Here is a 20225-nt window from a genome sequence, read left to right on the forward strand (position 1 = left end):
CAAGACGGGTTACCCCCGCATAATCCCATCATCGGCAGGTTTCCCACACTTCACAACTGTCACACCTGCCACTACAGTTAAGTCAGCGAACGGCCGATACCTGTGCCGATCGCTATCTGAGGGAGAACAGGACACCGCATGGCTGACAACGGCGCGTCGCGCACCACGTTCCTCACTGTCGCCGAGGTGGCGCAGATGCTGCGCGTGTCCCGCATGACGGTGTACCGCTGGGTTCACGCGGGCGACATGCCTGCTGTGCGCTTTGGGCGCTCCTTCCGCGTGCCCGCAGCGGCAGTCCAGACCTTCATGGAACAGGCCGAGCTCAACGGCGGCCTTACCGCTGAAGATGACGAGCGCCGCTCCGGCACGGTAGGCTAGGTCGCTGTCTGTCGCGTCCAGCGCGCACTGGACGCCGTAGCACCGTCATCTATCTGAGGTAGGTTCCGTGGGATCCGTCATCAAGAAGCGTCGCAAGCGCATGTCGAAGAAGAAGCACCGCAAGCTCCTTCGCAAGACGCGCCACCAGCGCCGCAACAAGAAGTAATACCAGGGGTTTTGCTTCTGACCTGAATGTTTGGCGAATGGCTCGTGCCATTCGCGTGCGATTCAGGTCAGTGTCAACCTAGCCCTGGGTGCTCGCGGAGGCGAGCATGAAACGCCCCCTCTCCCGCTCAAGCGGGATGCAGGGGGCGTTTTGCGTGTCCGCCGCGGCGCGCCATGAAGGTGCTGCGCGAGGCCACGCGCGGTGCTGCGGGTGGGCCGTCGCGCGTGGCATGCAGGTTGCTGAACTGCTTCGGGTCGCGTGGCTACTCTCCGCGCGGGCATGGTGCCCCGCGGCTCCTCGGTCGAGCCGTGGCCCGACGGAGGTGTGGGATGGGAACGCTGAGTTCGATGTGGATGGCCCGGGCGGCCGAAAGGCCGGTTGCCGTGGATGGTGAGTCCGTTGCCGAGGCGGCAATGTCCCGAGCAGCCGATGCTGTGGCTGCCCGCGAGGCCGATGCGCGCCTCCTCGCAGGTCGCGTCAAGCCCACGCGTGACCAGGCACTTCGCGGCAACGTCAAGGTGGCGGCGATCCTTGAGGTTCTTGCCGGAGCGCCGGCATCGCGCGTGGCGGCCGGAGACCCGCCTTCGGCCCTCGAGCTGGGTGTGTTCCTCGCCGGCGGCAGGCAGGCGATCATCGGACTGCAGCGACAGAGCGACGAGCGCCGCAGATCCCGCGAGGCGATCGCCTACGCCATCGAGGAGGTACTCGCCGGTCGCCTCTCCGTGGTCGCGGCAGCAGATGGCCTTGAGCTGAGCACGAATACCGTCACCATCGTCAAGAACAGGTATGTGCTGGGTGGCAGGCTCGCGCTTGAGCGCAACCTCGGGTAGCCGACGTGGATGCCTACGGTGCGCCGCGGGGTCAGACGGCCGCGCCAACGTTCGTACTGCCGTCGCAGGTGCCTGTGGAGATGAGTGCTGCGACCCTCGCTGCACTTGCCGATGCGTCACGATCGATTGGCTACTTGGATGGCGTCCATCGAGCGCTCCTCACCAACGCTGGGACGTGGGCCATCGCAAAGCGCGAGGCGGCTGCATCTGCGACTCTCGCGTTCGGCTCGGTGAACGAACGTCGCATGCGTGAGGCGTTCACGCGCCGTGACTACGCGCTGGATATGGGCGACGCCGCGACGGCCGCGGCTGGGACGCTCCAGGCGATGCTTGGGCTCACCGTGCGGCACCACGGTCGCTGGAGTGATGACAACGCCGTCGTAGTGTCGAGTGTCCTGCGCGGCCAGGACTCGGGCCTACGAGACGCGGCTTCGCTGCGTGCGTCCACGGTGCTGACCGATGACATCGCTCAGTGCCTCGACGAATCCCGCGCACCCGCGCTCGTGCAGGCTGCCATCGCGACGATGTGCGTTGCCGCCGTCGTGCCGTCAGACCCGCGCACAGCAATAGTGGCTCGTCATATCGGCCTTGTCGTGCTCGCGCGGGCCGGCGCTTGCTTCGACCTGCGCTTCCCTCCCGTGTCGTGGGCGCTGCACTCGGCTCCCGGTGCGTGGGAGACGATCGAGACCGCCGTCGCAGGGGGTGGAGTGCCGAGCGAGGCGCGGGTGGACGAGGCCCTCGCTGTCTACTTCAGGGCCGTCGCTCACGCGGCCCATGCAGCAGGGTTCTTTGTCGAGAGCGCGGCGGGCGAGGTCGCTCGCGCTGGCGGCTCTGCCCGGACAAGGAGTCGCGAACTCACTTGTAACCAGCAGTGCGTCCTCGACATCGCCATCGGGCTACCGAGCGTCTCGATGGTCCAACTCGAGGCGTTGACGGGCCTGACGACGAGGACGCTCAAGCGGATCGTCCAAGTGCTCGAGGAGCGTGGCGCAGTGGACGTGCGTGGTGCTGCGAGTTCTGACCACATGGTCGTGCGCGCCAGGCGCGCGATGGCGCTCCACCTCGATGCGATCCGCCACTATCCAGGTGGTGTGGCTCACCCCTGGCCCGATGTGCGGGGGGATTCGTAGGCGACTCCGACCTACCGGCTCGCCAGCGCGCCCGATGGCTCGGAAGAGTCCCATGTAGTCGGCGACTAGAATCGCGAAGGTGATCACTGGGGAACTCAAGAGCAAGATCGACCGCGTCTGGGACGCCTTCTGGTCGGGAGGCATCAGCAACCCGCTGGAGGTGATCGAGCAGATCACCTACCTGCTGTTCATCCGCCGCTTGGACGACAACCAGACGTTGGCCGAGAAGAAGGCCCGCGTCACCCGCGGCGAAGTCGAGAACCCGGTGTTCTTGCCCGGCCAGGCGCATCTGCGATGGAGCCAGCTCAAGAACGCCTCGCCCGAGGTGATGCACAAGACCGTCGCCGACGAAGTCTTCCCTCAACTGCGCGGACTTGGCGACGGCACCACCTACAGCGAGCACATGAAGGACGCACGCTTCACGATCCCCACTCCGGCGCTGCTATCCAAGGTCGTCGACATGCTCGACGAGGTCCCCATGGGCGACCGCGACACCAACGGCGACCTCTACGAGTACCTGCTGTCCAAGATTGCCTCGGCTGGCGTCAATGGCCAGTTCCGCACGCCTCGTCACATCATCGAGCTGATGGTCAAGATGACCGCGCCGACACCGGCGGACGAGATCTGCGATCCTGCCTGCGGAACCGCCGGCTTCCTCGTCGCCGCCAGCGAGTACGTTCGCGACGCCCACGCTGGTGCTTTGCTCGATGCGAGACAGCGCACGCACTTCCACAGGTCGATGTTCCACGGCTACGACTTTGACTCGACGATGCTGCGAATTGGCTCGATGAACATGCTCCTGCATGGCGTCGAAGCACCCGACATCCGTTACCGCGACTCCCTGTCCGAAGGGGCGGCCGCGGACGCTGACAAGTACACGCTGATCCTCGCCAACCCGCCCTTCGCCGGATCGCTGGACTATGAGTCCACTGCGAAGGACCTGCAGCGCATCGTCAAGACCAAGAAGACCGAGCTGCTGTTCCTGGCGCTGTTCCTCAAGCTCCTCAAGCCGGGCGGCCGCGCCGCAGTGATCGTCCCTGACGGAGTCCTTTTCGGCTCCTCCACTGCACACAAGGCACTGCGCAAGGCGCTCGTCGAGGACCAGAAACTTGACGCTGTCGTGAAGCTCCCTTCTGGCGTCTTCCGCCCGTACGCGGGAGTGTCGACCGCGATCCTGTTCTTTACTAAGACGAACTCTGGCGGCACCGACAGCGTCTGGTTCTACGACGTCCAAGCCGACGGCTACTCGCTCGACGACAAGCGCAACCCCGTCGACGCCAACGACCTGCCCGATGTGCTCGCACGATGGAACAACCGCGACGCAGAGGCTGACCGTGCCCGCACGGAGCAGTCGTTCATGGTCCCCAAGGCTGACATCGCCGCCCAGGGCTACGACCTCTCACTCAACCGCTACAAGGAAATCGTCCACGACGAGATCGCACACCGCGCGCCAATCGACATTATCAACGACATCGAGAAGCTCGAAACTGAGATCGCAACTGGGCTCGCCGAACTCAAGGCAATGCTCTCGTGACGCTCGTCGGAGAGGTACTCGAGCTCGCGTATGGCAAGGCACTCAAGGCGTCCGATCGTTCCGGTGGAGACATCCCGGTTGTCGGCTCTGGCGGTGTTGTCGGAGGCCACGACGTTGGGATCACCGGCTCGCCGACGATTGTGGTGGGACGCAAGGGCAGCATCGGCAGCGTCACGTGGATCGACGGACCGGCATGGCCGATCGACACCGCGTACTACGTGAAGGCTCAGCGCCCGGACATCGACCTCCGATGGTCGTACTGGATGCTCCGTTCTCTCCGCATGGAGACGATGAACAAGTCCGCCGCGATTCCCGGACTGAACCGGGACGACGTGTATCGGCTCGCGATCGACGTGCCGTCGCTATCGGAGCAACAAAGGATCGCGGCGATCCTCGACAAGGCCGACGCATTGCGCGCCAAGCGCCGCCAAGTCCTCGCCCACCTCGACGACCTCGCCCAGGCGATCTTCCACGACATGTTTGGCCGCCAGGACTGGCCGACGACATCCCTCGAAGCGGTGTGCATCGTCGCTGGCGAGTACGGTGCCGGCGTGCCGGGCACAGAACCTGACGCGGCGCTGCCACGCTACCTTCGAATCACCGACATCGCAGAGAATGGTCGGTTGAACGACGATGTTCGCGCCCCGGGTGGGGAACCTCGCCAGTGGGCCCAGTATCGCCTCGAGGATGGCGACGTTCTATTCGCGCGCTCGGGAGCGACCGTTGGCAAGACGTATCGATATCGCTCCGCTGATGGCCCGGCTGTATTCGCGGGCTACCTCATTCGGTTTCGCCCCGATCCAGAGCTCATCGACCCCGACTTCCTGTTCGGGTTCACTAGGACATCCGCCTACTCGAGTTGGGTCTCTGCTCGCCAGAAGGTTGTTGCGCAGCCCAATATCAATGCGAAGCAGTATGGGCGCGAACTGCAAGTCCCGCTGCCACCTCTCGACCGACAGCGAGAATTTGCGCGACGCACTGTCGAATTGCATCGGCGACGCGACCAAGTGATGACGGCAGTTGAGCGTGACGACGAACTCTTCACCTCACTCCAAGCGCGCGCGTTTCGCGGCGAGCTTTAGCGAAACTTTCGCGCAGCAGGAGCGTCTCCGACTAGCGCCAACGGCAATACGACAGAATGGCGGCCGTGGGGAACTTTGACTTTGTCCAGCAGACGTTGCCGTCGGTGCATGGGGATTGTGCGCGGGCGGAGTCGTACCTCGCTTCAGATCCTCGTTCGGCGTGTTTCTACAGCAGGCGCGTCGTTGAGGAACTGGTCGAGTACCTCTACGACGTGCTGGCATTGCCTGTGCCGTACCGAGATGATCTGGCGGCGAAGATCGGCGATGCCGGGTTCAAGCGTCGGGTGCCCCTGGGCATCGTCCAGAAGCTGACGTTGATCCGCAAGGCGGGCAATGCCGCGGTTCACGAGAACCGTGCGGTACGTCCAGACGTCGCCCGCGCGGTGTTGCGTGAGCTGTTCAACGTGGTGGTGTGGGTTTCGTATCACCACTCGCCCAAGCCTGGCATCGTCCCGCTGCAGGCGCAGTTCGATCCTGCGCTTGCCGCCAGGGCCGCCCCGCTGTCTCGCGAAGAGCTGGCGCGGCTAGCCGAGAAGTTCAAGGCACAGGACGAGGCTCACGCACGCGAACTGTCCGAGAAGGATGAGAAGCTCGCCGCGCGTGAGGCGGAGATCTCCCGTCTGCAGGAGCAGATCGCACAGGCGCAGAAGGCAGTCGCTCCGGACACTCGTGACTACGACGAAGCGACCACGCGGGACCTGTTCATCGACCTGCTGCTCCATGAGGCGGGCTGGCCTCTCGATCAGGAGCGCGACCGCGAGTACGAGATCACGGGGATGCCCAACAATGAGGGCAAGGGCTTCGTCGACTACGTGCTGTGGGGCGCGGACGGGTTGCCGCTCGCGGTGGTGGAGGCCAAGCGCACCTCGAAGTCGCCCGAAGTTGGCCAGCAGCAGGCCAAGCTCTATGCCGACTGTCTAGAGGCCAAGTTTGGTCGCCGGCCCGTGATCTTCTACACCAACGGGTACGAGCACCGGATCTGGGACGATGCCGGCGGTTACCCGCCCCGCGAAACGCAGGGGTTCTACACGGCGGACGAACTGGAGTTGATGATCCAGCGCCGCCACACGCGCTTGGCGCTGTCGTCGGCTGAGGTGTCCACGGACGTCGCTGGGCGTCCGTATCAGGTGCGTGCGATCAAGTCCGTGGCGGATGTGTTCGACCGCAAGCAGCGTCAGGCACTGCTGGTGATGGCGACCGGGTCGGGCAAGACCCGGACGACGATCGCGCTGATCGATCTGCTGCAGAAGACGAACTGGGTCAAGCGTGTCCTGTTCCTGGCGGACCGCACCGCGCTGGTGAACCAGTCCGCGCACGCATTCAAGGAGCACCTGTCGGGATCGACGACTGTGAACCTGGTGACGGAGAAGGCGATCGAGGGCCGCGTCTACGTGTCGACGTACCCGACGATGATGAACCTTATCAATGAGGTCGATGACGGCGCTCGTCGCTTCGGGCCGGGCTATTTCGACCTGATCGTGATCGACGAGGCCCACAGGTCCGTATATGCGAAGTACGGGGCGATCTTCGACTACTTCGATGCCATGCTCGTCGGCCTGACAGCGACGCCGAAGGACGAGGTCGACCACAACACGTACCGACTTTTCCACCTCGAGGACGGTGTCCCGACCGACAACTACTCGCTCGAGGAGGCGGTCTCGGAGGGCTACCTCGTTCCGCCCCGAGGCGTCAGCGTTGGCACGAAGTTCATGCGGTCGGGAATCCAGTACACCGAGCTGTCGGAGGACGAGAAGGACCAGTGGGACGAGCTTGACTGGGGTGAGGATGGCCCGCCCGACGAGGTCGGAGCGGAGGAGCTCAACAGGTTCCTCTTCAACGAGGACACGGTTGACAAGGTCCTCGAGACCCTCATGGTGCAGGGCTACAAGGTCGCCGGGGGTGACCGGCTGGGCAAGACCATCGTCTTCGCCAAGAGCCAGAAGCACGCCGAGTTCATCCAGAAGCGGTTCGACCTCGCCTATCCCGAATATGCGGGCCACTTCGCCCGCGTCATCACCCACGGAACCCCGTACGCCCAGTCGCTGATCGACGATTTCTCCATCCCCGACAAGGCACCGCACATCGCGATCAGTGTCGACATGCTCGACACGGGCATCGATGTACCCGAGGTGGTCAACCTCGTGTTCTTCAAGATGGTGCGCTCGAAGTCGAAGTTCTGGCAGATGATCGGCCGCGGCACCCGGCTCAGCCCCGACCTGTTCGGTCCCGGCGAGGACAAGAGCGACTTCCTGGTCTTCGACTTCTGCAGCAATCTCGAGTACTTCAGCCAGGACCTGCCCGGCTCCCAGGGTCAGATCCAGAAATCGCTCAGCCAGCGGCTATTCGAGGCCCGCGTGGGTCTCGTGAGCGCGCTGAAGGACTCTGAGTCCGACCTTCGTGCCTCGACAGTCGAGACGCTGCACGAGGTCGTGGCGGGCATGAACTTGGACAACTTTGTCGTCCGCCCCCACCGCAAGGCCGTGGAGATCTACTCCGAGGCTGACGCATGGGCGACGCTCACCCCCGAGGACTCCGATGCGCTGACAACGCTTGCGGGCCTGCCGTCGCAGGTACGCGACGACGACGAGCAGGCCAAGCGATTCGACCTGCTCATCCTGCGCCGCCAGCTCGCTCAGCTGGAGAGCGACGCGGTCGCCGCGGAGAAGGTCCGCGAGACCGTCCAAGCCATCGCATCGTCCCTCCTGGGCAAGACCGCGATCCCGTCCGTGGCCGAGCAGGCAGTCCTCCTTGAGTCAGTTGCCGGCGACGAGTGGTGGATCGACGTGACGCTGCCGATGCTCGAGCAGGCCCGTCGCAAGCTGCGCAGCCTGGTGCGGTTCATCGAGAAGACCTCCCGCAACCCCGTCTACACCGACTTCGAGGACACCCTCGGTGAGGCGACGGAGGTCATGCTGCCGGCCGTGACCCCGGGTATCAGTTTCGAGCGCTTCCGCGCGAAGGCCGAGACGTACCTGCGCCAGCACCTCGACAACATTGCTCTCGAGCGCCTGCGCCGCAACCGGCAACTCACTGAGAGCGACCTCGACGAACTCAAGCGGATGCTCATCGCGTCGGGTGGTCACGATGTCGATATCGACTCTGCGGTCGAGCGCGCTGGCGGCCTAGGTCTCTTCGTGCGCAACCTTGTCGGCCTGGACCGTCTCGCTGCGATGGAAGCCTTCGAGTCGTACCTCGACAGCACCCGGCTGTCGGCCGACCAGATCCGGTTCGTGAACCTCATCGTCGACGAGCTCACGAAGAATGGGGTGATGGAGCCCGCGCGACTGTTTGAGTCGCCCTACACGGACCACGCGCCGATGGGGCCAGACGTCCTCTTCCCAGAGGCTGATGTGGACATCATCGTGGAGACGCTGCACCACATTCGCCGGACGGCGGTGCCTGCCGAGGTCGCGTAGCGGCTCGTGGTCGATTCGGGCCGTTCGCTTGTCGCTGTCCCCGGGTCCGTCGCTGCCGGTGACAACTAACTGCGAGCGCATGTGGCCGCGCGACCGGTGTCGGCACGGACGGCACCGGTCGACAGGCGAATCAAGGCAGACATGTGGGAGGGTCCCTAGCCGTGAGAGTGGCCAGTTTTGCATCAACTCCCGCACGATCTGCTCCGATTGGTGAGCCAACGAAACGGGCTTGCTCTGATGGTGCGCATCGTCCGAGATTGGACCGATCGGTAGTGCCCGCACGCCGCGAGGCCGACGCCGATGTCCCTTCCGTTTCGTTGAACGGAACTGGTGCCACCTGGCTTGGCTGGCAGCAGGAGTGCGGGCACGTAATGCCCGGGGCTTGTGGCCCGCAGCGGTGCTGACCGGTAGGTTCTCGTCATGGCAAAGCGGCGGGTTCTTGAGCAGCACATCGCGGTCTTTGGCGAGAGCGGGAGTGGCAAGACCGTCTTGGTCTCGTCCTTCTACGGTGCGGCTCAGGAGCCGGGTTTCTCCGATCACGCCATGCTTAACGTCGTCGCATCGGACATTGGCCAAGGGAACCTGCTCCACAGGAACTACCTCGGAATGAGGGACCAGGCGCGCGTACCCGAGGCAACGCGCTTCGCGGCGACGTCCTATGGCTTCACGCTCAAGCTGAAGGATGGGCAGAATGCGCAACGCAGCGCCGCGCGCAGTTTCGATTCCGCCGAGCTCCGATGGCATGACTACCCGGGCGAGTGGTTCGAACAGGGCGTGAGCGGCGAAGAGGAAGCCCGGCGTCGTGTTGACACATTCCGCGCGCTACTCGGCTCAGACGTCGCGTTGGTGTTCGTCGACGGACAGCGCCTGCTCGATAACAAGGGCGAGGAAGAGCGGTATCTGAAATCGCTACTAGGCAACTTGAAGAATGGCCTGTTGTCCTTGAAGGACGACCTCCTCCCCGACGGCAAGCCGCTCGTGGTGTTCCCCCGGATATGGGTGATGGCGCTGTCCAAGGCCGATCTGCTGCCCGAGATGGACGTCTACGGGTTCCGCGATCTCCTTGTCTTGAAGGCAGCAGGTGAGCTCAACGAGCTTCGCGAGGTCATCACAGGCTTCATCGAGGGAAGCCAGGCGTTGTCCATCGGAGAAGACTTCCTGCTGCTGTCGTCAGCGCAGTTCGAACCAGGTGAGATTGACGTCAAGCGCCGTGTCGGAGTGGACCTCATGATCCCCCTGGCGTCCATGCTTCCGTTCGAGCGTCACGCGCGCTGGGCGAGTGCGCTGGATCTCCCCCGTCGAGTGAGTGACCACCTGGCCGAGAACGCCGGACCCATCGCCGCCGCCCTGATTCGCCTCGGGGCAAAGATTCCCAGGGTGGGTCCCTTTGTTCGCTTCATCCCTCCTGACCTCATCGCCGCAGTTGCCCAAGCGGGCGGAGACAAGGTCAAGGCTATGAACCATGACGCTCGTTCGAAGCACGACGGGCTCAGTGGTGCGCTCACGCAGATGCGCATCGACTTGGACGACGGCGAGGGCGCGAAGGTGCTCCTGCGGAGCAAGAAGTGATTCTGCTGTGGGCCACCCGCGGTCGAGACTGGGGCTTTCGATTCCTCCGGAGCAGCGGCGCGAGCGATCCACTCGTTGTCCTTGAAACTGTATTCGCAGGCGTGGGGAACGACCCTGAGGTCTTCCGACGGGTCGGTGACGCGGTAGCTCTTCGATTCCCCGATCCGCTCGGTCGCACTGACCGAAGCGGGAGGCTCATCACCCACAGCTTCGTGCTGAGAGAGGCCGATGCGGAACGCGTCACTTCGGTCGCAAGTGGCGTCAGCCTCGTCTGGCCAGAGGTATCGGAAGAGTACGCGCGAGTATGGGAAGAGCCTGGCCCATCGGAGCTCGGTACGCCCTAGTGGGCAATGTCGGCCGCCAGTGCACGCGTCTCCACGGAACCTGGACGGCCCGCGCCGCACGCCTTCGAGTGCGGGGCGCGTGGTCCAATCGCATGACGCTCGCCGCCGTGCAGATCCACTGCAAGTCGACTCGTGCAGTCCTCGGGGCGTCGCCGCGCGAGGTTGGGGTTTGGAACCGGTGCCTACTGTCGCGCTGAGTACCTGAATCGCTAACTTGTCGCCATGACATTGAAGACTGGGGTGGGGCGAGTTGCCGGAACGGCACTCGCATCCGGAATCGCACTTGGCGTCGGGGGCTGCTCATTCGGCCCATCCGAGGAGGCCATGCAGATGGCGGCGAACGAGCCGCCAGTGCGCGAACCCGTCGAGGACTACGAAGCTCCGTCGCAAGCAGAGATCGACGCGCTCTTTGATGAGGCTGTGGCGGAGGCTCTGGCCGACGAGGGTGCGTGGGTCTGCTCGTATGACGTGACGATGAATTACGACTGGCATGACGACGTGCTCTGCACTAACGGCGACGACTATGACCGTCCGTATCTGAGGTCATGGGACGACTACGTCACTGAGTCGGAGCTCATGGCATCGGCCGCCGAGTACGAAGCCGAACTGAACGGCAACTAGTAGCGCCGCGTGCTGACACGGAAGCGCTGCATCGCCACGCCGAGTCGCTGTCAGACCGGCCGAGCAGAATTCGTCGTATGAAGGTCGGCTACGCGCGCGTGTCTACAACTGCCCAGGCATATGGTCTTGAAGCGCAGGCTTCCCAACTCGCCAAGCTCGGAGTCGAGCCCGATCGGATCTATACCGACGATGGCCTCACGGGAACCAACCACGACCGGCCTGGGTTGCGTGAGGCCGTCGCGGCGTGTCGGCCCGGCGACGTGTTGGTGGTCACCAAGCTGGACCGTCTTGCAAGGAGTGTGCCGGACGCGCGAGACATCGTGGACGAGTTGACTCGCCGGGGCGTGGCGCTGTCGATCGGGGGCTCTGTCCATGATCCCCAAGATCCGGTGGGCCGGCTTCTCTTCAGCGCACTATCGATGATCGCGGAGTTCGAGGCCGACTTGGTCCGCAGTAGGACGCGGGAAGGCCTGGCGGTGGCGAAAGCGCGCGGCAGGCTCAAGGGAAAGGCCCCGAAGCTCAGCCGACGGCAGGCTGCGCACCTCGTGCAACTCCATCGCGCGGGAGGGCACTCCATTGCGGAGATAGCCGAGTTGTTTGGTGTCGGGCGCGCGACCGTTTACCGCGAGATCGACAAGGCAGCGGTCGTCAGCGGCTAGGGGTCGGCGTCCGGGCCGGCGCGCGCGTCCGGATGGCCTCCCCTCAGCGGACACACCAGCGGACGGCCCTTTCGGACACCGCTCGTACGCTGGCGGGCGCAGCCCTCGCGATGTGTTCGTTCGTCGAACGGCTTGCGGACGTGGTGCCTTCGATTGCCGGGATGTGTTGCGGAGCGCCGCCGGCGATCAGCGCGAGACCGCGGGTCTCACGCGAACCACCCGAACACAAGGCAGCCTCGGAGCGCGCGCGATGACCGCGAACCCGGCCGACAAGGGATCTGTGCGCCTGCGGCCGGGCAGGTTCGACCTATTTGGCGCAATCCGCGCAGGTGTAGGGGTGAGCTCGGGGCCGTCGTTGCCGATACCGAGGTTTGCCGCCACGCGTGTCAGCGGTACTGCGAAGATGCCGGAGTGCGAGTTGGACCTCCAACGGTGGCTCAACACGAGTGAATACCTGCTGTGATAGGATCTGGCCATGTCCGAGGAGGAGCCGAGCCGCGAGTCGGCAAACCGCTTGCGCCTCACAGGCGGTCGGTTTGAGGGCCCAGGCTTCCCTCTCGGAAGCCTCACCGAACTCGTCAACTACGAGAAAATCGTTCTTGAGACAGCGAAGTACCTCTGGCTGCGGCAACATCCCGATCGGAAGCGCGTGCCGAAGGGCTTCGCGCAAGCTGTTTCGCTGGACTTGGTCAGTTTTGAGCCCGGCAGTAAGGTGCCCGTGCTCGCGCGACCGTCGGTATCTGAGGCGACACTAGACTTCGAGCCAGTCACGGTTCTTGACCACGCACAGGACATCGTCGATGGGGCCTTCTGGGCTATCGTCGAGGAGAACCGACTTCCCGCGGATTTCCCACCCGAGCTCGCGCGTCTCTTCCTTGGCTTGGGGAAGACGTTGCGCCCGAACGAGGGGATCGAGTTTTCGAGCGCGGGCGAGCCAGGGCATAGGCCGAAATACACGAAGGAAGTGCGGCGACGCTTTCTAGCGGCTGTTCACGCGCAGGATTTCCAAGATAGCGGGATCGTTGTCGGCCAGATCACAGGCGTCTACCGAACATCGCGCAAGGTTGAGTTCAAGCAGCTCAATGGCGTAACGATCTACGCGGAGTACAGCAATGATGCATTGACCGACGACTTTGTGGCTGTGATGGACAGCCAGGAGTCGGCTGCCTACGTTCGATTGGACTGCGACTACACGGTTTCGGCGGACAATCGCATCAGTGCGATCGACGACATCGGATCGGTCGAGGTCTTCCTGGCGCAAGATGACTCCGCCACGACAGGGCGGCTCCTCGAATTGTGGACGCTTGACGATGGTTGGTTGGACGGGGATGGACTCGCGCCGGATGTGGTTGCGATCGAGTTGGCCCGAGATCTGGTCGCGAGTTGCGTGTCACGCGGAATGGCGATCCCGAAACTGTTTCCGCTCGAGGACGGAAGCATTCAGGCCCAGTGGATCACAGCGACAGACGTGTGGACCGCGGTTCTTGAGGGGACCCCACTGATCCGAGCTGACTACTTCGAGGTAGCGACTGATCACGCTGTGGAGCTAGAGAGCACGGATGTCGACGTCGTCGCGGACTTCTTTGTCTCGAGAAGGGACTCCGCGTGAGTGGCAGTGACGTTGAGTGGCCTGCTCTTGTCGAGGGCGAGTTTGAGGTTGACAACGTGGACGAGCGCCTGTGGCGTCAGGTCCACCCGGACTGGGTCCAGGACGGCGTGATCTCGAGTTCAGCGTTCAAGCCCAAGCGCAACGACGGCAAGCAACTGTCGTGTTCGCGCGAGTCAATCGTGAGTGCCGCCGAGGCAACTCGCCACTACGGTGATGTCCTGGGTTTCAGGACCGCCGGCAGCGCGGCTGTCTCGGTGGGGGACGTACATACACCTGACAATCCGGTCGGTCCCACAGCGACCGTGAGCGCGCGTGTGGTTGACGATTCGGAGCGCGGCGCTACTGAGGGCGATCTACCTCCCGGACACGCGTACGTTGATCTTCGCCCGTTTGGGAGCAGCGCGATTGAGCGCAAGGCCAAGCAGCTCGCATTCTTCGCGGCCAAGAATGGACTCGAGTCCAAAGGCGAGCGTCCGGGCCTGCCAACTCCTTAGGTCAGCCCGTACGCGGTCCCGGGGCAGAGACGCTCGAGGTTCGAGACCTGGATGCCCGCGACGCTTGATCGCTTCGGCAGGCAAGATCCGACCGCGGTCGATTCGGTGCGGTCCGAGGTGCGAACTCCGTGAACGTGACCTGTGGCAGTAGGCGGGCGCGTGGGCATGGCCCGCTTGAGGAGTGGGATGCTATGCGGCATGCAGGTAGGCGACTGGCAGTTCGTGCGCAACGAGACGACGTCAATGATGCCGCCCTCGGCGATGCGGTCAGCGCCCGCAACTGTCTGGCACTACACCGATGCGACTGGTCTCGCAGGGATTCTCGAGCGCCATGAACTCTGGGCTAGCGCGCCGTATGCAATGAACGATCGTTCCGAGGTTCACTATGGCGCTTCTCTGCTTGAAGACGTGTGGCACGCATGCAACAAGGACAACCTCAGCCGTTCCCAAGTGGCTGCCATGGACTTCCTGGTGGAGGGGCTCCCCCAGCGCGCGCTAGAGCGGGTATTCGTCATTAGTGCGTCTGAGGATGGTGACTTACTCAATCAGTGGGCCCACTACGCCGGCGGAGCGGGCTATGCGATTGGGCTTGACACCAGGTTGGATACGCCGGCAATCAGGGGTGCAGAGCGAACGGAGCTTCGACCTGGGCATCTTGGGTGGGCGTGGTCTACGACCCCGTTGTCCAGGTCGCGAGGATGCGGGAGGCGGTCGAGTTTGCGCTGCAGTGGATGCCGTCGCAGGTGCGCACCGGGACAGTGAATCCGTACTCGCTTTCGACCGTGCAGGAGTTCGCGCTAGTCCACGTGATGCTCATGGTCAAGCACCCTGCATTCGCAGCCGAGCGCGAAGTACGATTCGTCACGAGCGGCTTCCGCGATCAAGCACCTCTCTTGCGAGCGTCCGGGGGTCGACTAGTCCCGTATGTTCGAGTCGACCAGCGCGTCGCTGGCGCATCCACTATGCGGGAGTCGGCGATCAGGCATGTGCGGATCGGTCCGGGTGGGGGGCCTTCAGACGGAAGGGCGATCGAGAGCCTGTATCGGCGGCCCGCAGAAGCGTTGGCTCCAAAGCCCGAGATCCTCTACTCGGAGATCCCATACCTCTCGCACAGGTAGGCCCCCGCCGGCGTGTGCCCAATGGCGCGTCGGCGCATGGCCCGACCTGGCGCGGCAGGGACGTTGCGTTTCTTTCGTCGCGTGAACGACTCTGTGAGACGCCCCGCTTGGTGCGGTGCAGCACGTTGACGCTGCCACTCAGACGGAGCGCCTGCGAATCGGGATCGCGTAGCGGTCGCAGAACTTGCTCACCTCCTCCCACTCCGTGCCGCTTCGGACCAGGTCCTCGAGGAATGCCTGCGTGAACGGCCGCCGCGCGAGGCCGGTGAAGTCGACGAACTCGAACGGGCTCGGGTCAGAAGGCTGTTGCGCGTTCACGCCGCCATCCCTTCGTTGTGGTCGAACTCTTTCGCGATTCGCAGGGCTCTGCGTCGGGAGTTCCGCTCGGCGCTCGCCGCCGCGTGGAGCCTCTCCATGAGCGTCGTAGGCCGGAGGAACATGTTGTGGGTTCGCGGGTTGCTGACGACGGCGCTCCACTCGCGAATCGGCGCTTCCGCAGCAACGTCGCCAGCAAGCGCTGCGCTCGCGATGAGCTGCCATGCAGAGCGATTTCCCCGGTCAGCCGCGCACGCGAATCTGTCCTTCTCCACATGCGCGTCGCCGAACTCGATCTCCTCGAGAGCCTTGGTGAGGTAGCGGGCTGTCGCTGCGGCATCCTTCTCGGTGCGATCGACTAGCCGGTGGCGCTGCGCGGGCGGATAGCCGATGCAGCCCTTGCTCTTGGCAAGGCGCTGCCAGGCGAGGCTCTCGGCCGTTTCGAGGCGCGCAGCCTCCTCATCGGTGATGGTGCGGTTCAGGATGTAGATGAGGTGTACGTGCGCGTGCCATCCGAGATCACCATGAAGGAGATGCGTGACCTTGAGGTATCCGCGTTCCTTCCCGACCGCCTTGCGGGCGTTGCGCACCGACTTGTCGTCACTCAGAGATTCGAGCACGGCCTGCAGAAGGTCCCACCGCGTGGCCAGCGAGGTGTTCGGGGGAAAGCCGAGCGACAAGGAGACCATCATGGTGTCCCGCTTGAGAGTCAGGCAGTCCTTGAAGAGGGTGGTGATCTCGCGCCGCAGGGCTCGCAGCTTGCCGCGGCAGCATCGTGGACAGAGGTTGTAGGCGTTGCACCGGGCGCGTCCCGAGTAGAACGCGCGGATGTCGTCCCTGTCGAGGCTGACCTGGCGACCCGGCTGCGGCGCGACACCGCAGGTCTTGCTGTGGCCGGGGCGGAGGCGCAGCATCACCGCAGACATCGCGAGAAGTCGCTGGAGCAGCTTGGTGCGCGCGGCAATCCAGAGGACCTGTGCGAGGCTCATACGGCTACTGCCCAGCTGTGGATCTGGTTACCGGAGAGTCGAGCTACTCCTTGAGCGAGAAGGTGGAGCAGTGCAAGCGCCGGGTAGGCCGGCGTCGCCAGCGTGATCGGTCGGGGGCTGAGCAATTCGGCTTCCTTTCGGGTGAATTGGGCGTGCGGAATGAGGCGCACGGGCTCCGTGCGCCTGGGGCGTGATGGTTGCTGCCGCTCGCGATCGCCGGGCGGTGGCGCAGGTTCGGCAGGTACCGAGCGACTTGGCGCGTGACCTATTCGGCACAGGTCGTGCTTGGAGGGGGGAGCGGCCCCGACGCGCTGGTTGGCGGGACCGCGCACGCGCTGCGCTTGCGAGGTTGGCGGCGTTGCCGGCCTGCTCCGCTTCGTGCGTGGCTGTTGGGTGAGACGCGGTGTCTCGACGAGGTCGGTTGGCTCCTTTCGGAAGCGGTTGGCGCGGCGCACCCTGCGGTGCGGCCGCTTAGTTAGGCGGCGGCGCGGAAGGGCACGAGGAGCCCCTCGGCGTCCTCGTGGCGAATCCTGATACCCGTCACGCCCCGGACCTTGTACGCGGGCAGGTAGCCCGAGTTGATCAGGTTGTATACGGTGCGCTCGCTGTACCCGACGTACTCCGCGGTCTGCTTGATCGTCAGGAGGTTCTTGCGGTTGGTGGGCGTGGTGGGCCGGTTGGTTCGGCGTGCGTTGCTCTTCATGGTGAGTCCAAGTCTTGCATCAGGGAGACCCGATTCGAGGGACCCTAGTCGCCATCTACCAGGGATGACTTTCGCGAAAGTGTAGTAGGGTCATCGTTCATCAGGTGCTTTGAGCCGCCGGTCGCCCGTAGAAGAATCCGTCGTCGGCGTGTCGCGGGTGCGTCGTCCAGCGTCGCCAGGGGCCCGCCTGCTCGACTGGCCCCTGGCTGACTGCGTGCCTGTCGGCTCGTCTAGTCGCGCGGAAGCTCCGAGAGGCCGCCCGCGATGGTCTCCTGGCGCTTGACGGTCGAGTGCTGGTAGATCATCGCCGTTCGAGGGGTCGAGTGGCCAAGCCTCGCCATGACTTCGGCTGTGGTCGCGCCGGCGCGTGAGGCGAGAGAGGCCCCGGTGTGCCGCAGGTGATGGAACGGAATGTCAGGTGCGCCGACCATCGCAAGTGCGCGCTTCCAAGCGCCGTGCACTGTAGACGAACTGAGCAGCTTAAGCGGCGGTGTCGCCGCGCCGGGCTTGTCGGTGGACTTGTGCCGGAGCTTTGACTTGAGGTGAGCCGCGAGCTCTCGCTGCGGAAGGAACACCCACGCCTCGGGGTCGGCCTTGCAGTAGTTGTCGATGTGCTGACGCAGGGCCGGCAGGATATGCGGCGGAATGGTGACCGTGCGTTCGCCCTCGCCCTTGACGGGTCCGATGCGCCACTCTCCCTCGGTTCCCTCGTTGTGGTCAGGCCGGAGGTAGTAGGCCGCCTGCTCGACGTGCACGACCCCGTTCCGCAGATCGAGATGCCTCCTCTGCAGCGCCTGCAGCTCCTCCGTCCGGAGCGCGCACCAGCCGCTCAGAAGGATCAGCGCGCGCCACTCCGGGTGGTTGATACCGCGCGCAGCGGCGCGCGCGAGCTTGTTGCGTCCCGCGGCGCGCAGCGCATCATCGTCGTCGACGGTGCACATCGCGTCGCCGGCCGCATCAAGTTCCGCTGCCGTGAGGATCGCGCCGGCCTTCTTGGACGCGGGCTTGATCACCCGCGTGAGGGTGCACGGGTTTGAGGAGATCAGGCGCTCCTTCACCGCGGTCGACATCAGCGACCTCAGGGTGCTGTATGCCTGCTCAAGCGGTCGTGCTGCTGTGCCTGCCTGCTTCGCGTTGGCGTACCACTCTCGCACGTGGATCGGATCGATGTGCGTCAGCGGGAGGTGTCCGAGGGCCGGGAAGACGTGACGCTCGAGCACATAGAGGTAGAGCCTGCGCGTCGAGTCGTGAAGCGGGTGGGTGGCGACCCAGTCGCGACCGTAGCCCTCGAGGGTCACGCGCGCCTCCCTCTGCTCGGCGAGTGCCTTCTCGATAGCGCGGACCGTGGGGGGAGTCCACGTGCCGGCCTCAATCAGCGCCTTCTCCTGCAGGAGCCACGCGCCAGCCGCCGCCTTCGAGCTGAACGTGTGCGGGCCCTTGTGGCGGTCGCGATCCGGTCCCGTGTACGAGGCCTGGAACGCGGTACGGCCCGACGGGCGGACCGACCCCCACGATCGGCGGTCCTCGGGGTAGTTGTGAGTCTTCTGCCTCTTGCTCTTCCTGGCGGTTGCCATGTCTCTCGCTCTCGGTTGGGCGGCTCTCTGGGCCGCGGTGTTGCTCACCGTGGCAGGCGCGGCGTGCCTGTCCAGGGAGCCACCCCGCTGTGCGATTGACGTGAAATTCGGCGTTCAGGCAGGTGCAGATCTATGCACGTCTGTGCAATCGGGGCGGCAGGCCGCTTCTGGTGCCGATGAGTGATGCCCCTGGTAGAGACCCATGTTGCGGCGTAGTCGGGACGAGCACCGCAAGCTCCTTCGCAAGACGCGCCACCAGCGCCGCAACAAGAAGTAGCGTCTCGCCGGGCACGTCCCGGCCACACGCACGCACACGCCCGTGTCACCTGATGGTGGCGCGGGCGTTGTCGTGCCTGGGGCGAGAAGCCAGCCAGCGCATCGGCCCTCCGCCTGCACACGACCTTCACAAGCCAAATGGATCCATTTGCTGGGAAGGCCCGCCCTCCTCACAAGCCAAATGGATCCATTTGACTGGGGCTCACGCCGCCGTCACGAACCAAATGGATCCATTTGACGGAAAAACGGGGAGAGGAGCGAGGCTAGAGGTCGCGGGCCTGCTCGTCGGAGCGCGCAGACCCCGACCGGCGCCACACCGAGCGCAGCGCGCCCCGCACTCCGCGCACCACGGCCAGCGCGGCCCACACGGTGCCGGCGATCGAGGCCTTCACGACCCCGCGCCGGCCGGACTTGCGGCGCTTGCGGAACTCGCGGATGGGCCAGCCGGCGGCGGCGGCCTGCTTGCGCAGTCGCACGTCGGGGTTGATCGCGCACGGGTTGCCCACGGCCTGGAGCATGGGCCCGTCGTTGGTCGAGTCGCCGTAGGCGAAGGACCGCGACAGGTCGAGTCCGCGCTCGGTCGCCAACCGCCGCACCGCGGCCGCCTTGGCCTCGCGGTGAAGCATGTCGCCCACGAGGCGTCCCGTGTAGTACCCGCCCTCCTGCTCAGCGACAGTGCCGAGCGCACCGGTCACCCCGAGCCGGCGGGCGATGACGCGGCCCACCTCGATGGGGGAGGCCGTCACGAGCCACACTTCGTGGCCTTGGGCGCGGTGCTCGTCGATGATCGCCTTGGTGCCGGGGAAGATGCGCATACCGAGGACCTCGTCGTAGACCTCTTCGCCCACCGCGTTCATCTCGGCGGCCGACCAGCCCTTGATGATGCCAAGGCCCTCGCGGCGCAGGTCGTCGATCTGTTCCTTGGACTCGCCAAACAGCGTGTACTTTGCCTGTTCCCAACCAAACCGCATGATGTCGCGTTTGCGCAGGTAACCACGCTGATGCAGGCCGCGGGCAATGTGATACGCCGAGGCTCCGCGCACGATCGTGTTATCCACGTCGAAAAAGGCCGCGAGACGCACAGCGTCACCGCCGGGGCCGGCGTCAGTCACCCTTCAAGCCTACCGACCACGCGACGCGCCCTGTAAACCTCTCAGATGAACGTAGGCTGTGAGCCGTGCCAGCCCGCGTCAGCCTCATCACCCGCCAGGGGTGCGATCTGTGCGTCGATGCGCGGGTCGTGGTCGCGGACGTGTGCTCCCAGCAGGGGGTCGACTGGCGTGAGGTCGACGTCGATTCGCATCCGCGACTCGTAGAGCGCTTTGCCGAAGAGGTGCCCGTCGTGATCGTCGACGACCAGGTGGTCGGCTTCTGGCGCATTGACCCTGACAGGCTCCGTTCCGCCCTCGCGTGAGCCT

General features: G+C 64.8%; 18 protein-coding genes. 13 read left to right on the forward strand and 5 right to left on the reverse strand.

Translation table 11 applies throughout. The annotated features are described in order from the left end of the window. The first annotated feature begins 138 nt into the window (after nt 1-138). From ACK5NO_RS07890 to ACK5NO_RS07945, 12 genes are all read left to right on the forward strand, one after another. Nucleotides 139-378, forward strand: a complete 240-nt coding sequence (locus ACK5NO_RS07890; protein ID WP_416812119.1) for a helix-turn-helix domain-containing protein — start codon at nt 139-141, stop codon at nt 376-378. A gap of 67 nt (nt 379-445) precedes the next feature. Further along, nucleotides 446-544 (forward strand): 30S ribosomal protein bS22, encoded by a 99-nt coding sequence (locus tag ACK5NO_RS07895; RefSeq protein ID WP_005504750.1) that lies wholly within the window; start codon nt 446-448, stop codon nt 542-544. 329 nt (nt 545-873) lie between these two features. Further along, complete coding sequence (locus ACK5NO_RS07900; RefSeq protein ID WP_416812120.1) at nt 874-1374, forward strand: hypothetical protein; 501 nt, start codon at nt 874-876, stop codon at nt 1372-1374. A gap of 80 nt (nt 1375-1454) precedes the next feature. Then, nucleotides 1455-2504 carry a hypothetical protein gene (locus tag ACK5NO_RS07905; protein ID WP_416812121.1) on the forward strand — a complete coding sequence of 350 codons (1050 nt, stop codon included), beginning with the start codon at nt 1455-1457 and terminating at the stop codon, nt 2502-2504. A 79-nt stretch (nt 2505-2583) separates the two neighbouring features. Then, complete coding sequence (locus tag ACK5NO_RS07910) at nt 2584-4038, forward strand: type I restriction-modification system subunit M (protein WP_416812122.1); 1455 nt, start codon at nt 2584-2586, stop codon at nt 4036-4038. Beyond that, nucleotides 4035-5120 (forward strand): restriction endonuclease subunit S, encoded by a 1086-nt coding sequence (locus tag ACK5NO_RS07915; RefSeq protein WP_416812123.1) that lies wholly within the window; start codon nt 4035-4037, stop codon nt 5118-5120. Before ACK5NO_RS07910 ends, ACK5NO_RS07915 begins: the two co-directional genes overlap by 4 nt. A gap of 56 nt (nt 5121-5176) precedes the next feature. Next, nucleotides 5177-8536 (forward strand): DEAD/DEAH box helicase family protein, encoded by a 3360-nt coding sequence (locus ACK5NO_RS07920; protein WP_416812124.1) that lies wholly within the window; start codon nt 5177-5179, stop codon nt 8534-8536. A 420-nt stretch (nt 8537-8956) separates the two neighbouring features. Next, nucleotides 8957-10105 carry an ATP/GTP-binding protein gene (locus tag ACK5NO_RS07925; RefSeq protein ID WP_416812125.1) on the forward strand — a complete coding sequence of 383 codons (1149 nt, stop codon included), beginning with the start codon at nt 8957-8959 and terminating at the stop codon, nt 10103-10105. 566 nt (nt 10106-10671) lie between these two features. Continuing rightward, on the forward strand, nt 10672-11070 hold the full coding sequence (locus tag ACK5NO_RS07930; RefSeq protein ID WP_416812126.1) for a hypothetical protein: 399 nt from the start codon (nt 10672-10674) through the stop codon (nt 11068-11070). Between the two features lie 77 nt (nt 11071-11147). Then, nucleotides 11148-11729 (forward strand): recombinase family protein, encoded by a 582-nt coding sequence (locus ACK5NO_RS07935; RefSeq protein WP_416812127.1) that lies wholly within the window; start codon nt 11148-11150, stop codon nt 11727-11729. A gap of 475 nt (nt 11730-12204) precedes the next feature. After that, on the forward strand, nt 12205-13338 hold the full coding sequence (locus tag ACK5NO_RS07940) for a hypothetical protein (protein WP_416812128.1): 1134 nt from the start codon (nt 12205-12207) through the stop codon (nt 13336-13338). Beyond that, nucleotides 13335-13832 (forward strand): hypothetical protein, encoded by a 498-nt coding sequence (locus ACK5NO_RS07945; RefSeq protein WP_416812129.1) that lies wholly within the window; start codon nt 13335-13337, stop codon nt 13830-13832. The genes ACK5NO_RS07940 and ACK5NO_RS07945 overlap by 4 nt, the downstream gene beginning before the upstream one ends. Nucleotides 13833-15088: 1256 nt before the next feature. Here the strand turns inward: ACK5NO_RS07945 and ACK5NO_RS07950 are convergent. From ACK5NO_RS07950 to ACK5NO_RS07970, 5 genes are all read right to left on the reverse strand, one after another. Beyond that, on the reverse strand, nt 15089-15268 hold the full coding sequence (locus ACK5NO_RS07950; RefSeq protein WP_416812130.1) for a hypothetical protein: 180 nt from the start codon (nt 15266-15268) through the stop codon (nt 15089-15091). Next, on the reverse strand, nt 15265-16254 hold the full coding sequence (locus tag ACK5NO_RS07955; RefSeq protein ID WP_416812131.1) for a hypothetical protein: 990 nt from the start codon (nt 16252-16254) through the stop codon (nt 15265-15267). Before ACK5NO_RS07955 ends, ACK5NO_RS07950 begins: the two co-directional genes overlap by 4 nt. A gap of 475 nt (nt 16255-16729) precedes the next feature. Further along, entirely contained in the window at nt 16730-16957 is a 228-nt protein-coding gene (locus ACK5NO_RS07960; RefSeq protein WP_416812132.1) for a helix-turn-helix domain-containing protein, read from the reverse strand. Nucleotides 16958-17187: 230 nt separating this feature from the next. Next, complete coding sequence (locus ACK5NO_RS07965; RefSeq protein ID WP_416812133.1) at nt 17188-18531, reverse strand: site-specific integrase; 1344 nt, start codon at nt 18529-18531, stop codon at nt 17188-17190. A 539-nt stretch (nt 18532-19070) separates the two neighbouring features. After that, complete coding sequence (locus tag ACK5NO_RS07970) at nt 19071-19919, reverse strand: HAD family hydrolase (RefSeq protein WP_416812134.1); 849 nt, start codon at nt 19917-19919, stop codon at nt 19071-19073. Nucleotides 19920-19984: 65 nt separating this feature from the next. On the opposite strand from ACK5NO_RS07970, the gene ACK5NO_RS07975 reads away from it, so the two are divergent. Beyond that, entirely contained in the window at nt 19985-20221 is a 237-nt protein-coding gene (locus ACK5NO_RS07975; protein ID WP_416812135.1) for a glutaredoxin family protein, read from the forward strand. Nucleotides 20222-20225 lie beyond the last annotated feature (4 nt).

The sequence above is a fragment of the Demequina sp. genome, assembly GCF_047975725.1.
Classification (GTDB): Bacteria; Actinomycetota; Actinomycetes; order Actinomycetales; family Demequinaceae; genus Demequina.

Excerpts from the sequence above, each read along its gene's own strand:
- ACK5NO_RS07890 (WP_416812119.1), top strand. The coding sequence starts at position 139 with ATGGCTGACAACGGCGCGTCGCGCACCACGTTCCTCACTGTCGCCGAG.
- ACK5NO_RS07900 (WP_416812120.1), top strand. The coding sequence starts at position 874 with ATGGGAACGCTGAGTTCGATGTGGATGGCCCGGGCGGCCGAAAGGCCG.
- ACK5NO_RS07905 (WP_416812121.1), top strand. The coding sequence starts at position 1,455 with ATGAGTGCTGCGACCCTCGCTGCACTTGCCGATGCGTCACGATCGATT.
- ACK5NO_RS07920 (WP_416812124.1), top strand. The coding sequence starts at position 5,177 with ATGGCGGCCGTGGGGAACTTTGACTTTGTCCAGCAGACGTTGCCGTCG.
- ACK5NO_RS07925 (WP_416812125.1), top strand. The coding sequence starts at position 8,957 with ATGGCAAAGCGGCGGGTTCTTGAGCAGCACATCGCGGTCTTTGGCGAG.
- ACK5NO_RS07930 (WP_416812126.1), top strand. The coding sequence starts at position 10,672 with ATGACATTGAAGACTGGGGTGGGGCGAGTTGCCGGAACGGCACTCGCA.
- ACK5NO_RS07935 (WP_416812127.1), top strand. The coding sequence starts at position 11,148 with ATGAAGGTCGGCTACGCGCGCGTGTCTACAACTGCCCAGGCATATGGT.
- ACK5NO_RS07940 (WP_416812128.1), top strand. The coding sequence starts at position 12,205 with ATGTCCGAGGAGGAGCCGAGCCGCGAGTCGGCAAACCGCTTGCGCCTC.
- ACK5NO_RS07955 (WP_416812131.1), bottom strand. The coding sequence starts at position 16,254 with ATGAGCCTCGCACAGGTCCTCTGGATTGCCGCGCGCACCAAGCTGCTC.
- ACK5NO_RS07960 (WP_416812132.1), bottom strand. The coding sequence starts at position 16,957 with ATGAAGAGCAACGCACGCCGAACCAACCGGCCCACCACGCCCACCAAC.
- ACK5NO_RS07965 (WP_416812133.1), bottom strand. The coding sequence starts at position 18,531 with ATGGCAACCGCCAGGAAGAGCAAGAGGCAGAAGACTCACAACTACCCC.